This is a genomic window from Vulcaniibacterium tengchongense (genome assembly GCF_003814555.1).
In the GTDB taxonomy this organism is placed as follows: Bacteria; Pseudomonadota; Gammaproteobacteria; order Xanthomonadales; family Xanthomonadaceae; genus Vulcaniibacterium; species Vulcaniibacterium tengchongense.
Genome location: NZ_RKQN01000001.1, coordinates 1,376,658 through 1,391,182, shown reverse-complemented (window position 1 = coordinate 1,391,182; position 14,525 = coordinate 1,376,658). Strand labels below are relative to the sequence as shown.

The window sequence follows — 14,525 nt, the reverse complement described above, 5'->3', positions numbered from 1 at the left end:
TTCGGACTCCCTTAGCTTCGGGGACGGGCTTCTACTAAAGCTACTGTGCTGGCGTCACGATGCCTCGATGTTGGCCAACTTCCACGCTCGCCTAGGATAGTGGGTCCGTTAGGGCATGTTCTTGCTGAGCACGCCAAAATGTCCGGCGCCTTCCCAATGTTCGCGATTGCCGATGACGTAAATCGCTTCCTTGGCTCTTGTGGCGGCAACGTTTAGGAGGTTCGGCAGGCGCCCTGCCCACTGCCGGGCACCACTTTGTGCCGGCAATGGCGCGCCTAGCACCAGGATGACCGCTTCGGCCTCGCGGCCTTGGACGGTATGTACAGTGCCGATGCGTTCCCAAGCCCATGCACGTGGATCATCGGTCCAGCCGTTGAGGATGCCGTTCGCATTGATGAGCTGCCTAAGGCCATCCTGGACAGCAACGAAAGGCGAGATAACGTAAACATCTGGTGCTACGCCTCGGTCTTTGAGGGATTGGAGAAGGCGCAGTGCTTCTTCTCCTTCCTCCGGGCTGAACTTCTCTCGCGCACTCCCTCGGACGTTGATCCAGCGCGAGGGTCCCAGCGCGTCCTTGATCGCCGACGGCTGCGGCGCTTTCGCCTGCACCATCAGTCCACCGTAAGCAATCCGATTGCTTATATCGAACATGGGTGAGCTGCAGCGCCGGTGCACCAGCAAAGGGGCCCCCACTGAACGCGAGCCCGCTGCAGTTTGGAAAACAGCGCAGTGGTCGCTGGCGTCATCGGCCAGAGTCTGCACCGAGGCAGAAGGGGCGGAGAAGCGATCCGGATCGGACGCGAATTCACGCATGACAGCCGCCGTCAGCACATCCGGCAGCGGGACTACGGGCTCGATCTGCTGTGGATCGCCCACCACGATGGCACGCCGGGCGCGCATGAGTGCGCCCACGGCCGATTGCGGCGTCGCCTGGCCAGCCTCGTCGACAAGGATCCAGCCCAGGGCTTCATTGGGCACACGCCCAGCATGCGTTCCACTGATGCAAAGGTAGTGGACACGACGGGCACCACTAGAAACAGCGAACTCCACAGGTCGGCGGTCAGGTGTGCCCGTTTGACGTGGATGTTCGAGAAGTTGGCATCCATCAGGGCTTTAAGGTTTCGGCGCAGAGGCAGAGCGGCTGCATCGATAAAGGCCTTATGCACCTCTATTGCTCGATGGAACAGCTGTGCTCGCAAATTCTGCAGCTCCCCATCGAGCCACGGCAACGTGAGTTGCTTGTGACCATGAGGGAGCGCACGGAAGTCGTCATTGATCGCCATGGCGCCTTCGCCGACGTGCACCGTGGCGCAACGTTCCTCCGCAATCTTCCTAGCCTCCGCCGCACGTTGAACCTCCCCTTCCCAGGCCGATACTGCCCGGGCTGCGTCTTGTGCGCGTTGCTGGGCGGCCATGCGTGAGGTCGCCAACTCATCCGCGTGTTGCTGTAGTGCGCGTAGATGATCGGCGAGCTCGTCTTGTGCGGTCGTCCACGAACGCGCAGTCGCCGTTCGAAACAGTCGTTGCAGCCAGCCCGGGGAAGAGCTCGTATGGGAGGCTATGCGGCCCTGCTGCTGGGCGACGAGTGCGCGGGAGTTCTCCGCTTCTCGGGCGGCAAAGTTCAGACGAGACTGTTCGGAATCGCGCTCAATGATGGCTTGGGCGTGATTGTGCTGCGCCTCAGTCTCTCGCTCGCGCAGTTCTGGCAGCTGCAGCAATGCCAGCCGAAGGCCTTCTAGCTCTGCGAGACGCACTTGGATTTGGCTTTCGAGCTGACTGAAGCGCGACCGCACCTGCTTCCAGCGATCCAGCGCGTCGTGCGGCCCAAGAGGCGCGTCACATTCATCGGCGAGACCGGGCGAATTGTCGGGTGGAGTGAGACCTGCTGCGCGATCGAGATAGTCTTGGAACGACTTCGTGCCCTCACTCCAGAAGGTCTTACGAAAGTGCGAGCGATTGGCTGCATTTCCCAACACTGCCGCAATTAGCCCCCACGCAGCGCGTCCGCCTACTTGGGTCGCAAGAGGTGCGAAGTAGCGCAGCTCAGAGTTGCTGGGTAGAGCATTGAGAGCCGGGAGCTCAGCGCTTACGTTTTCCACCGCCTTGTTGTTCGAGCTGACAACGACCATCTCAAAGCCGCGCAGGCTAGGGTCGAGCGTGTAGAGTTCTTGGGTCTCGCCACGCACCCGTTCCGTAAAGCCAACCTTGAAGGCCTTCGCGGGCTCGTGGAAGACACACATGGCATGCGCCCGCCGCACCACGTTGTCGGCCACGACATCTCGCAGCAAGGTGCTCTTGCCGGTACCGGGCGGGCCATTCACGCCCAGCATTCCGGTGCGCCCATGCATGCGTGCAGTCAAGTTCACTGCGGCTTGCTGCAATAGTGACGGCGTATGGCCGGCGGGCGTGGGCCAGCGACCCAGGGGCGCCTTGTTTGGAGCGACGGCATCCTCCAGTGCTGCGGAGTTTTGCAAGATATCGTGCTTGCTCGCAGGTGGACGCTCTCCTAGGTATGCGGCCACTGCCGCCGGCAACGAGCCTCGATGCGCTAAATCCCGCGCCTTGGCGAGGTCGCGTAGAAAAAAGCTGTTGAGTAGCAGAGGGTCGGGCACGATCGAGCTACGGAAGTGCAGGTACACACGCACGGCAAACTGCGGTCCCGAAACGTGTTCGCGAGGCAGGCCGAGCGTCGCCACCAGCCACTCAAACGCCTGGTGCAAGCTCGCCGACGTCAGCGGCCCCATGCCGCCGGTCTTCTCGTCCTTAGGCAACTGCTTACGCAAGCCTTCAACCAGGTCACCTTCCTGGCGGGTCCACTCAGCCAGGCCCTTCAACGACCCAGCCAATGCTTTCGGAAAGCCCCAGCCGAACGCTGAAATGGAAAGCGGCATATCACCGGCCGGAATGCCGCTTTTATCCACGAGAATGGATGCCAAAACGATGTTGCCAGCCACGCTTGGGCGCTCAGCCCGGCTGTCCTTGAAGCGATCGACCAGCGCATCGAAGGCGGGACCTGCCGCGAGCGTGCCGAGGACGACATGGAAGTAGACCTTGTTATTGGGCTTTGCCGGCGCCGGGCCGGTGTCCCACGGGAGACCTTTCTCAAGCGACACTATGTTGAAGGCCGCGCCGCTAGCGAGTTCCGCCTCACGGCGATAGGTCTGCGGTGAAAGCACTTCCAACGCGGTCCATGCATCCAGAAGATCTATGGGCCGGTTCGTGTAGGCCATCTCCCCAAGTGTTTCGGGACCTAACGGCACCGGTGTTGGTCGGGAAAGCGGTGTGGAGGGAGGCGCTGTAGTCGTCTCCATGGGCTGGGTATGAACTCGACGCGCGGAATCCGACGCGTGCTTGGTCGGTTCCGCCGGAAAATCGGGCGGCGATGGAGGCAGGATGACCACGTGCTCGGGAACAGCCACTAGCCGCTTTTTGATGCGGTCTGCCAAGGCGCGAGCACGCGCCGTTCTCCGAAAGCTCAGCTCCTGCGCAAGGTCGTTGAGCGTATCCGGGCCCGCGCCTTGGCTATCAAACACCGCTTCCAACTGTTCAATGGAGTGGCCGATATAGGGACGTTTCACTCGAAAACCCCAGCTGCGTTTTGCCTTCGCCTCGCGCAGAGCCGGCTAAACGCCGGCGCCGCGGTATTGATGCTGAGAAAGTCCCCGGCGCTTGGATGCGAGGCTCCCATCGGTGCCACTTCGCCCCATCAGGTCTACCGATCGCTTCCCTGCTCATCCCAATCATCCTAAACGGTGCCCCTGGTTGGACCCGAGCATATGACCGTGGATCCCTTGCCGATGCATTGCTTGGCAAGCCAGCGCAGGTAATGGCGTTGTCTGCCGGATTGGCGGCCGCCAAGCGCAAAACACTGCAATAGGCCGATTGGCCGAACGTAAGGACTGCCACAAATTTGCCACACTCGTTGTGGCAAACCGTGCATCCAAAAGCAAAACAGCGCCTCACACTGCAAAGTGTAAGACGCTGATTTGGCTGGAAAAGTTGGTGGAGCGGAGGAGGATCGAACTCCCGACCTTCGCATTGCGAACGCGACGCTCTCCCAGCTGAGCTACCGCCCCACGAAGGCTGCAAAGTGTAATGGGTCCTTTCGGCGGATGCTAGCCCCCCGCGGCTCCGGCCCGGTGCTTCCGCGAGCGCGTCGCGGGCGTTTCGGCCCTCCGCTGCGGGATCCGCGCAAGAGCGCGGGGCAGCGCGTGCCCGGCGCACGCTCACTCGCGCGCGAGCAGCGGCGTGACGGCCGGTTCCAGCAGGGCGCGGCGCCAGCCGGACAGCGCTTCCGGCCATTCGCCGCGGTCGAGCAGGCTTTCCAGGTAGCGGCGCGAGGCGAGCACGCCGTCGGGCAGGCCGAGCTCGGCGCTGCGCGCGGCGACGGCGTCCTGCAGCTTGCGCAGGCGCTGCTTGTCGCGCGTCTCGCCGGCGGCCTCCGGCGCCTGCGCTTCGTCCGGCAGCGGCGTGGTCAACGCCTGCCACAGCGCGTCGGCGAGCCGGCGCGGCGCCTTCGGGTGGGCGTCCAGTTGGCGTTGCAGGCCGGCGCGGTCGATCGGCGGGTTGCGCGCGATGGCGACCGCGAGTTCGTTGTCGAGGATCCAGGTGCGCGGACGATCGCTGTCGCGCGCCTGCGCGTCGCGCCAGCGCAGCAGCCGCAGCAGCCGTCGCTGCGCCTCGCGGTCGAGGAACTGCGCGCTGCGCAGCGACAGGTGCGGCCAGCGCTCGGGCGCGGCCTCGTCGGCGTTGCGCACGGTGCGCTCGGCGTCCTCGCGCAGCCAGTCGGTCCGGCCGAGCTGCGCCAGGCGCTCGCCGAGCGCGTCGTGCAGCGCGAACAGGTGGCGTACGTCGTCGGCGGCGTATTCCAGCTGCGCCGGCGAGAGCGGGCGGCGCAGCCAGTCCGAGCGCGTCTCGCCCTTGGCCAGCACGACGCCGGTCACCTGTTCGACCAGCTTCTGGTAGCCCAGGCCGGCGCCGATGCCGGCCAGCGCCGCCGCCTGCTGGGTGTCGAACAACGGCTGCGGCACCACGCCGCAGGCGTGCTTGAACGCGACCAGGTCCTCGCTGGCGCTGTGCATGATCTTGAGGATCGCGGCGTCGGCGAGGATCGGCGCCAGCGCCTCGGCCATGCCCGGCGCGAGCGTGTCGACCAGCAGGATCTCCGCCGCCTGCGCCGCGTCGCCCTCGAGCGCGATCTGCACCAGCGCCAGTTGCGGCCAGTAGGTGCGCTCGCGGATGAATTCGGTGTCCAGGCCGATCCGCGCCGGGCGCGCGGCGAAGCGCGCGCGCAGAGCGGCGGGGTCGGCGATCCAGGCGGTCGGCGTCATCTTGGTCGGCGGAAGAAGGAGGGCGGCGGCGGTTGCCGGGGCGGGCGACAATAGCCTACTTTCGCCGGAGCCGGCATTCCGGTCGGCGCGGGCGCGCCGTCGCGCGCGTGCGCCCGGCCGGCGACAGCAACGAGGAGGACGATTGCGCGGACAGCTCTACGCAGGCGCGGTGTGGGCGGGCGCGTTGGCCCTGGCGCTGGGCGCCTGCTCGCGCGAGCCGGACAAGCCGCGCGGGCGCGCCGGCGAGGCGCGCTCGCCGATCGTCACCATCAGCGCCGACCAGGCGGTGTCGCCGGTGCCGCCGTGGCGCGCGCCGGAGGTGCCGGTCGACGACGCCAACGCCGACGCGCTGAAAGCGCGCGCGGCGCAGGCGCTGGAAGAGGACCGCCTGTTCGGCGGCGTCGAAGACGCGATCCCGCTGTACCTGGCGCTGCAGCGGCATGCGCCGGACGACGCGGAGACGCGCGCCGGCCTGGCGCGCGCGCGCGCGGCGCTGCTGCGCAAGGGCGACGCGGCGCTGGCGGCGCTGGACCGCGACCCGCTGTCGCTGCGGCGCGCGCACGAGGTGGCCGCGGTGGCGCGCGCGGTCGCGCCGGCCGATCCCGACGTCGTCGCCTACCTGGCGCGCCTGGATCGCGCCGACCAGGCGCAGGAAGCCGCGCGCCTGGGCGAGCGCGCGCTCAACGAGGGCCGCATCGGCGAGGACGGCGCCTCGGACGGGGCGGTCGCCCGCTTCCGCCAGGCGCTCGAGCTGCGCCCCGGCGACGCGCGCGCCTCGCAGGGCCTGGCTGCGGCGGAGAGCGCGCTGATCCGCCGCGCCGAGCTCGCCGCTGAGCGCGACGACTACGCCGCCGCCGCGCGCTGGCTGGACGCCGCCGCCCGGGTGCGGCCGGAGATGCGCACGGTCGAGGACGCGCGCGCGCGCCTGGCGCTGCGTCGCGAGTTGCGGATCGGCGCGCTGCGCGACCGCGGCCTGGCCGCGCTCGGCCGCGAGGACGGCATCGACGAGGCGCGGCGCGCGCTCGCCTCGCTGCTGCGCATCGCCCCGGCCGGCCATCCGGCGGCGCGCGAGCTGCGCGAACGCATCGACCTGGCCGCGCACTACGGCCTGTTCCGCCCGCGCCAGGTGTTCACCGATGCGATGCGCAGCGGCGGGCGCGGCCCGCAGATGGTGGTGATCCCGCACGGCGCGTTCCGCATGGGCGCCGGCGACCACGAGAGCGCGGCCAGCGACGCCGAGCGGCCGGCGCGCAACATCCGGTTCGCCCGCGGCCTGGCGATGTCGCGCACCGAGATCACGGTGGGCGAGTTCCGCCGCTTCGTCGAGGCCACCGGCTACCGCACCCGCGCGGCCCGGCGCGGCTACTCGACCGTGTACGACGAGCGCAGCGGCAACCTGGTACGCCGCGGCGGCGCCGACTGGCGCGCCGACTACGCCGGCCGTCCGGCCGCGGACGACCTGCCGGTGGTGCACGTCAGCGCCAAGGACGCGACCGCATACGCCGAATGGCTGTCGGAGCAGACCGGCCAGCGCTACCGCCTGCCGAGCGAGGCCGAGTTCGAGTACGCCCTGCGCGCCGGCAGCGCCGGCCCGTACCCGTGGGGCGCGGGGGCGCCGCCGGCCGGGGCCGGCAACTTCACCGGCGCGCGCGACGCCTCGCCGAGCGGGCGGCGCTGGCGCAACGCCTTTCCCGACTACGGCGACGGTTCCTGGGGCCCGGCCCCGGTCGGCCGTTACCAGGCCAATGCCTTCGGCGTGCACGACCTGGCCGGCAACGTCAGCGAGTGGGTCGCCGACTGCTGGCACGACAGCTACCGGCGCGCGCCGCGTGACGGCGTCGCCTGGGTGAACCCCGGCTGCCGTACCCGGGTGGTGCGCGGCGGCTCCTGGGCCAGCTCGCCGGTGCAGACCCGCTCGGCCTGGCGCGCCGGCCAGGACGCCGACTTCACCGGCGCCCGCATCGGCTTCCGCGTGGTCCGGGACATCTGAGCCCGCGCGGCGGATGCGCATCACGCGCGGGCCCGGCATCATGCGCGGGCAAGGGCTACCCGGGAGCGAGGGCATGCGAGTCGATCCTTTCGGCGGTGCGCGGCGGCAAGGGCGGCGCGGCTTCGGCGGCGTGCGCTGGTGGATCCTGATCCTGTTCGCCGGCTACGCGGCGTGGACCTGGTTCGGCAGCGCCCAGGTCGATCCCTACACCGGCGAGAAAGCGCACTACGGCGCCAGCGCCGACGAGGAGGTGCAGCTGGGCGCGCAGGCGTTCCAGCAGGTGCTCGGCGACGCCGGCGCCCAGGGCGCGCTGCTGCCGGCCGATGCCCAGGCCAGCCGCGAGGTGCGCGAGATCGCGCAGCGGCTGATCGCCCGCGTGCCGCAGGTCACCGCCGAGCTGGCCGCGCAGCACGGCCAGCAGGCGCCGGGCGATTACCGGAACTTCCAGTGGGACGTGGCGGTGATCCGGTCGGAGCAGGCCAATGCGTTCTGCCTGCCCGGCGGCAAGATGGCGGTGTATACGGGGCTGTTCCCGGTCGCGCGGACCCGCGACGCCCTCGCCGTCGTGATGGGCCACGAGATCGCGCACGCGCTGCTGCGCCACGGCTCGCAGCGGATGGCGCAGCAGAAGCTGGTGCAGCTCGGCCAGCTCGCGGGGGCGATGGCGACCAGCGGCATGGATCCGCAACAGCAGCAGATGGTGATGGCGGCGCTCGGCGCCGGCGCGCAATACGGCTTCGTGCTGCCGTACGGGCGCAACCACGAGACCCAGGCCGACCGGGTCGGACTGATGCTCGCCGCGGCCGCGTGCTACGACCCGCGCGAGGCGATTCCGCTGTGGCAGCGCATGTCGCAGACCGGCGGCGGCCAGCGCCCGCCGGAATTCGCCTCGACCCACCCCGACCCGGCCAACCGCATCCAGGCGTTGCAGGCGTTGATGCCGCAGGCGCAGCAGTTCTACGCCAAGTACTGCGCGGAGCGGCCGCCGCTGCAGTGAGCGGCGCCGGCGCCCCGCCGGCACGCATGGGCGGCGGCAAGCCGGCGGCCGCAGAGCCGGGCGCTCGCCGGGAGGCGAAACGACAAAGGCGGGGCGATGCGCGGCGAAGCGCAGTGTGCCGCGCGCCCCGGCCGGGCGGCGCGCCGGAAGCGCGAGCGCCCGCGGTCGCCGGGCGCAGCAGGCTCAGCGCTCGCGCTTGTCGCCCTTGCTGTTGTTGGGGGCCTTGCCGGGCGCCGCGCTCTGGCCGACGCTGCCGGACAGGTTGCGCTGGAACTCGTTCCACATCTGCAGGTTGCGCTCGGTGAGCTGGTTCATCAGCGCCCACGGCGTCTGCCCGAGCAGGCCGCCCATCTGGTTGCGGAACTGCTGCTGCTGGTCGAGGAACAGCTGCATCGAGCGTTCCAGGTAGTTGCCCATGAAGCCCTGCAGGGAATCGCCGTAGAAACGGATGATCTGGCTCAGCAGCTGGGTCGACAGCACCGGCTCGCCGTCCTGCTCGTGCTCGGCGATGATCTGCAGCAGTACCTGCCGCGTCAGGTCCTCGCCGGTGCGCGCGTCGCGCACTTCGAACTCTTCGCCGTCGACGATCAGCTGGCGCACGTCCTCGATGGTGATGTAGCTGGAGATCTCGGTGTCGTAGAGCCGCCGGTTGGGGTACTTCTTGATGACGCGGATCGAGGCCATGGAGCTTTCGCTCTAACTCGTGGTGCCCCGCAGCATGGCGCAGGGCGGGGGGGCTTGCAACTGGCGACGGTAAGGGAGCCCCCGTTCACCAACCCATGTGGTGGCCGCCATTGATGTCCAGGTTCGAGCCGGTGATCCAGGACGCCTCCTCGCCGACCAGGAAGGCCACCGCGTAAGCGATTTCGTCCGGGGTCCCCAGGCGCCCGGTCGGGATCTCGGCCACGATCTTGGCGCGCACTTCCTCCGGCACCGCCATCACCATGTCGGTGGCGACGTAGCCCGGCGAGACGGTGTTGACGGTGACGCCGAAGCGCGCGTTCTCGCGCGCCAGGGAGATGGTGAAGCCGTGCATGCCGGCCTTGGCCGCGGCGTAGTTGGCCTGGCCGTACTGGCCCTTGAGGCCGTTGATCGAGCTGATCTGCACGATCCGCCCCCACTTGCGCTCGCGCATGCCGTCGATCACCGGCCGGGTCACGTTGAAGCAGGAGTTGAGGTTGGTGGCGATGACCTCGTTCCACTGCTGCACGCTCATCTTGTGGAAGGTCGAGTCGCGGGTGATGCCGGCGTTGTTGATCAGGATCTCGACCGGCCCGAGCTGGCGCTCGACCTCGCGCACCATCGCCGCGGCCTGTTCGGCGTCGGCGACGTCGCCGGGGGCGAGCGCCACCTCCACGCCCTGTTCGCGCATCTGCGCCTGCCAGGCCCGGGCGCGGGCCTCGTCGCGGTAGTTGGTCGCGACCTTGTGCCCCATCCGCGCCAGGCGGCGCACGATCGAGGTGCCGATACCGCCGGTGCCGCCGGTAACCAGTGCCACGCGCGATTGCATTGTTGCCGTTCCTCCCGGCCGACCCGTGCGGCCCGCTCCGATTCTAGGCGGCAATCCGGACGGGGCAACGACCGCGATCAGTCGGCGATCGCCGGCGCCGGCGCCGCAACGCCGGCGGGGATGCGCGCCGGATCGAAAGCGGCCCTTGCCCGGGCGAGCAACGCGTCGACGCCGGCGGCCCCGGCCAGCGCGGCCGGGTCCTGGCCGAGCCGGCGCCAGGCCTCACGCAGCGCCGGCTCCGGCCGCTGCGGGTCGAGCGCCAGCGCCGCCTCCGACTTCGACAGCTTGCGCCCGTCCGCGCCGAGCACCAGCGGCAAGTGCGCGTAGCGCGGCGCCGGCAGGCCGAGCGCGCGCTGCAGCAGGATCTGCCGCGGCGTGGAATCGAGCAGGTCGGCGCCGCGGACCACGTCGGTGATGCCTTGCGCGGCGTCGTCGACCACGACCGCCAGCTGGTAGGCCCAGTAGCCGTCGGCGCGGCGCAGCACGAAGTCGCCGACCGCGCGCGCCACGTCCTGCCCGTGGCGGCCCTGCACGGCGTCGTCGAACGCGACCAGGCTGCCGTCCTCGACCCGTAGCCGCACCGCCGGGTCCGGCCGCGGCGCGCGCGCCACGCAACGCCGGTGCACGCCGCCGGCCGCGGCCAGGTCCGTGCGGCTGCAGTGGCAATGGAACGCGCGGCCCTCGTCGAGCAGCCGCTCCAGCGCCCGCCGGTACAGCGCGTCGCGCCCGCTCTGCCGCACCACCGGTTCGTCGGAGCGCAGCCCGAACGCGGCCAGCGCGCGCAGCTGGCGTTCGGCGGCGCCGGCAACTTCGCGCGGCGGGTCGAGGTCCTCGATCCTGACCAGCCAGCGTCCGCCGGCGTGGCGCGCCAGCAGCCAGCTGCCGAACGCGGCCAGCAGCGAGCCCAAATGCAGGTCGCCGGTGGGCGAGGGCGCGAAGCGCCCGCGGTAGCCGGGGGCGGGCGCGTTGCCGGGAGAGGCGGTCACGTCGGGTTCACTTGAATTTGCGCGCAGCCTGCCACATTTTCCGGCGAAGGCGCGCATGGGGCGCGAAAGGTTTTCGTCATGTTCAAACGCATCGTCCTGTTCCTGGCCACCAACCTGGCGGTACTGGTCCTGCTGAGCATCGTCATGGCGGTGTTCGGCGTGAACCCGCAGAGCCAGGCCGGGCTGCTGGTCATGGCCACGATCATGGGCTTCGGCGGCTCGATGATCTCGCTGATGATGTCGAAGTGGGTCGCCAAGCGCAGCGTCGGCGCGCACGTGATCGAGCAGCCGCGCAACGAGGCCGAGCAGTGGCTGGTCTCCACCGTGCGGCGCCAGGCCGAGGCCGCCGGCATCGCGATGCCGGAGGTGGCGATCTACGACGCGCCGGAGATCAACGCCTTCGCCACCGGCCCGAGCCGCAACAACTCGCTGGTCGCGGTGTCCACCGGCCTGCTGCGGGCGATGAACCGCGACGAGGCCGAGGCGGTGCTCGGCCACGAGGTCAGCCACGTCGCCAACGGCGACATGGTCACGATGGCGCTGATCCAGGGCGTGCTCAACACCTTCGTGATCGTGCTGGCGCGGGTGGTCGGCCGGGTGATCGACGGCTACCTCAGCGGCAACCGCGAGGGCGGCCCGGGCCTGGGCTACTACGCGATCGTGTTCGTGCTGGACCTGGTCTTCGGCCTGTTCGCGAGCATGATCGCGATGTGGTTCTCGCGCTACCGCGAGTTCCGCGCCGACGCCGGCGGCGCGCGCCTGGCTGGCCGCGACAAGATGATCGCGGCGCTGCAGCGCCTGTCGCAGACCTACGGCGAGAGCACCCTGCCCAAGACCGTGCAGGCCTTCGGCATCAGCGGCGCGGTCGGCTTCGGCCTGCGCAAGCTGCTGATGAGCCATCCGCCGCTGGAGGAGCGCATCCAGGCGCTGCGCAGCGCGCCGGTGGAGCAGGCGCGCGGCACGGTGGTCGGCTGAGCCGGCGGCGCCGACGCAACGAAAAAGCCCGCCGTTCGGCGGGCTTTTTCGTGATGCGCCCGGCAGGGTGAGCCTGCTTGGAGGTGCGAGCCCACTCGAACCGACCACCGTGAGCGAGGCAAGTGCACTGGCTGCACTGCGTCAGAGCCGATCCGGTAGCGTTGTTTCCGGTGTCAGCTGGGGCTCCTCCGTGAGCTTGTTCTTATAGTCGAGCAGTTCGTTCTCGGGTACGTCAAAGCGCCGCAGCCATTGCGCGGTTTCGTTCGTTGCGAGGGTTTGACGTCCCTCGAGTCTCTGATGAAGCTGCCAAGTTTCGCCGTACGCACTTCTCGCAATGCCGTATTTGCAAGCACATAACTCGCGGGCATCGGATCGTCTTCAATGGCAGCCAGATTTGGCTCCCGACCCGCCTGGATAAAAAACGATGCCACCGCCGTTCCGGGGCCGCACGGGCGTGAGCCGAGAAAGCCGGGCGGCTTACGGGCCTGCATGCCGGGTGGGTGCGGGAAGGAACGAATGATCACCAGCCATCGCTCCCTGTCCGATGCCGACAGTCACGCCCCGATTTCCGATTCCCCCACTCCCGCTAGCGAATCACGGGAATTCGTAGTCCATCGCCGGCCCCGGCGGCGCGAGGAAGTTGCCTTGGGCGTAATCGATGCCGGCGCTGAACAGGATGGTCATGCTGGCCGCGTCCTGGACGAACTCTGCGATCGTCATCCGGCCCAGTTCGCGAGCCTTGTCGGCGATCTCGCGGATCTGGCGCTGGTGCTCGGGGTTGTTCGGCAGGTCCTGGGCGAAGCTGCGGTCGATCTTCAGGAACGTGGCGTCGAAATGGCTGAGCAGCTGGAACGAGTTCAGGCCGACCCCGAACTGCTCCAGGCCGACCCGCACGCCGGCGGAAGCGACCCGCGCCTGCAGCTCCTGCGCGGCGCGCAGGTGGGTGAAGACCTTGGACTCGGGCAGCTGCAGCACCAGCAGGCGGCCGTCGGCGCCGTGGCGGGCGAGTTGTTCGTGGATGAAGCGCTGCAGGCTGTCGTCCTGCAGCGAGGCCTGGGTGATCTTGACCAGCAGCGTGGTGCGGCGGCCGGCGCGCTGGCGCTCGCCGATGATCGCGATCGCCTTGCCGACCACCCAGCGGTCGATCTCCCACAGCAGCCCGTGCTCCTCGGCGATCTGCAGGAAGGTCAGCGGCTGCACCAGTTCGCCGTGCTCGCCCTGCAGGCGCAGGTAGGCCTCGTACATCTCGACCGGCTCGCCGTGCAGGCCGATCAGCGGCTGGTATTCCATGACGAAGCGGTCGGCATCGAGCGCGTCGCGGATGCGCGCGACCCAGGCCTCGACCCGTTCCTCCTCGGCGCGGTCGGCCGCGCCGGGGTCGAACAGCTCGCTGCGGTTGCCGCCGACGCCGGACGCCGACTGCACGCACTGGCTGGCCTTGCCCAGGACCGCGCCGAGGCTGGCGATCTTCTCGCTGATCTGCACCCCGCCGATGCTGACCGTGGCGTTGAGCGAATGGCTGTCGATCTCCAGCACATGGTCGGCGAACGCCGCGCGCAGGGTCTCGGCCAGGCCGGTGGTGTGCAGGTGGTCGCTGTTGCGGGCGAGCACCGCGAACTGGTGCTCGGCGAAGCGCGCGGCGATGTCGTCCGGGCCGAGCACGGTGCGCAGGCGCTGCGCGAACGCGGCGATCAGGGCGTCGGCGGCGTCGAGGCCGATGTCCTGCAGCAGGCGCGTGTAGTGGTCGGGCTCGACCAGCAGCAGCCCGTGCTGGGCCGCGTTCTGCGCCGCGTCGGCGACCGCGTCCTCGAGGGTGCGCAGGAAGGTGGCGCGGTTGAGCAGGCCGGTGACCTGGTCGCGCTGGCGCAGCGCCTCCACTTCGCGCGCCAGTTCCGGGTCGATCTCCTGCCGGCGCAGGATCACCTGCAGGCAGGCCTCGCCTTCGTAGCTGGCCGGGGTGAACTCCATCACCGCGGCGAAATGGCCGCCGTCGAGCGCGCGCGCCTCGGTCTCGTGGCGCGGCGGCGCCTCGCCGCGGGCGATCTGCTTGAGCAGGTGCTTGAAGCCTTCGACCTTCTGCGGCGCGATCAGGTCGAGCAGGGACATGCCCTCGATCTCGTCGAACGAGCGGAAGCCGAAGATCTCCAGGTAGGCCGCGTTGGCGCGGATGTGCATGCCCTCGTGGATGTAGGCGATCGGCTCGCGCGAGGATTCGATCAGCGCGTCGCAGCGGCGCTCGGTCTCGCGCACCTGGGCCTCGAGCCGGCGCAGCGCGCGGCGCGCCTCCAGGTCGGCCCATTCGGCGCGGATCCGGCTCTCGATGTGCTCGGGGCGGCCGCGCAGGACCACGTCGCGCGCGCCCAGCGCCAGCGCTTCCAGCAGGCGCTCCTCGTCGACCGCGTCGAGCACCACCAGCACCGGCAGGTCCTTGCCGCTGGCGTCCACGCACTGCATGACCTTGTGCAGCGGCACGTTGCGGGCGTCGTGCGCGGCCAGCACCAGGTCCGGGGGCGGCTGCTGGCCGACCAGCGCCGGCAGGTCGGCTTCGCTTTCCGGGCGCGAGGGCCGCACCGCGATGCCGCCGTTGCGCAGGCCGCTGACGATGGCCTCCGCCGCCTCGACGCTGTCGTCGACGATCAGCAGGCGCAGCGCGGTGTCTTTGCCGAATTGCATTCCTGGTCTCCCCTAGAGCCTTGCCCGCGTCCTTCCCCGTTCGCGTCCGGCCCGGAATCCCCGC

10 protein-coding genes and 1 tRNA gene are annotated in these 14,525 nt (G+C 69.6%); 3 read left to right on the top strand and 8 right to left on the bottom strand.

What is annotated here, in order from left to right; genetic code table 11:
• Nucleotides 1-108: 108 nt before the first annotated feature.
• From EDC50_RS16615 to rnd, 4 genes are all read right to left on the bottom strand, one after another.
• Entirely contained in the window at nt 109-912 is an 804-nt protein-coding gene (locus EDC50_RS16615) for a DEAD/DEAH box helicase (protein ID WP_242002946.1), read from the bottom strand.
• On the bottom strand, nt 846-3,578 hold the full coding sequence (locus EDC50_RS06280) for a hypothetical protein (protein ID WP_242002947.1): 2,733 nt from the start codon (nt 3,576-3,578) through the stop codon (nt 846-848). Before EDC50_RS06280 ends, EDC50_RS16615 begins: the two co-directional genes overlap by 67 nt.
• A 422-nt stretch (nt 3,579-4,000) precedes the next feature.
• Nucleotides 4,001-4,076 (bottom strand) — tRNA-Ala (locus EDC50_RS06275).
• A 150-nt stretch (nt 4,077-4,226) separates the two neighbouring features.
• The gene (rnd, locus tag EDC50_RS06270) at nt 4,227-5,330 is read right to left on the bottom strand and encodes a ribonuclease D (RefSeq protein ID WP_123769561.1); all 1,104 of its coding nucleotides are present in this window, start codon (nt 5,328-5,330) and stop codon (nt 4,227-4,229) included.
• 142 nt (nt 5,331-5,472) lie between these two features.
• Between rnd and EDC50_RS06265 the strand changes: the two genes are divergently transcribed.
• Nucleotides 5,473-7,320: a formylglycine-generating enzyme family protein gene (locus tag EDC50_RS06265; protein WP_242002948.1), complete on the top strand. Its 1,848-nt coding sequence runs from the start codon at nt 5,473-5,475 to the stop codon at nt 7,318-7,320.
• A gap of 73 nt (nt 7,321-7,393) precedes the next feature.
• On the top strand, nt 7,394-8,317 hold the full coding sequence (locus tag EDC50_RS06260) for a M48 family metallopeptidase (RefSeq protein ID WP_123769559.1): 924 nt from the start codon (nt 7,394-7,396) through the stop codon (nt 8,315-8,317).
• Nucleotides 8,318-8,500: 183 nt separating this feature from the next.
• Here EDC50_RS06260 and phaR read toward each other — a convergent pair whose 3' ends face one another.
• The 3 genes from phaR to gluQRS form a co-directional block, all read right to left on the bottom strand.
• Nucleotides 8,501-9,001: a polyhydroxyalkanoate synthesis repressor PhaR gene (gene phaR / locus EDC50_RS06255; protein ID WP_123769558.1), complete on the bottom strand. Its 501-nt coding sequence runs from the start codon at nt 8,999-9,001 to the stop codon at nt 8,501-8,503.
• An 85-nt stretch (nt 9,002-9,086) separates the two neighbouring features.
• Entirely contained in the window at nt 9,087-9,827 is a 741-nt protein-coding gene (gene phbB / locus EDC50_RS06250; RefSeq protein ID WP_123769557.1) for an acetoacetyl-CoA reductase, read from the bottom strand.
• 77 nt (nt 9,828-9,904) lie between these two features.
• The gene (gene gluQRS / locus EDC50_RS06245) at nt 9,905-10,813 is read right to left on the bottom strand and encodes a tRNA glutamyl-Q(34) synthetase GluQRS (protein WP_242002949.1); all 909 of its coding nucleotides are present in this window, start codon (nt 10,811-10,813) and stop codon (nt 9,905-9,907) included.
• Nucleotides 10,814-10,891: 78 nt separating this feature from the next.
• Here gluQRS and htpX point away from each other — a divergent pair, with 78 nt between their 5' ends.
• Nucleotides 10,892-11,788: a protease HtpX gene (gene htpX, locus EDC50_RS06240; protein WP_123769555.1), complete on the top strand. Its 897-nt coding sequence runs from the start codon at nt 10,892-10,894 to the stop codon at nt 11,786-11,788.
• A gap of 594 nt (nt 11,789-12,382) precedes the next feature.
• Here the strand turns inward: htpX and EDC50_RS06230 are convergent.
• Nucleotides 12,383-14,461 carry a GGDEF/EAL domain-containing response regulator gene (locus EDC50_RS06230; RefSeq protein ID WP_123769553.1) on the bottom strand — a complete coding sequence of 693 codons (2,079 nt, stop codon included), beginning with the start codon at nt 14,459-14,461 and terminating at the stop codon, nt 12,383-12,385.
• Nucleotides 14,462-14,525: the final 64 nt, after the last annotated feature.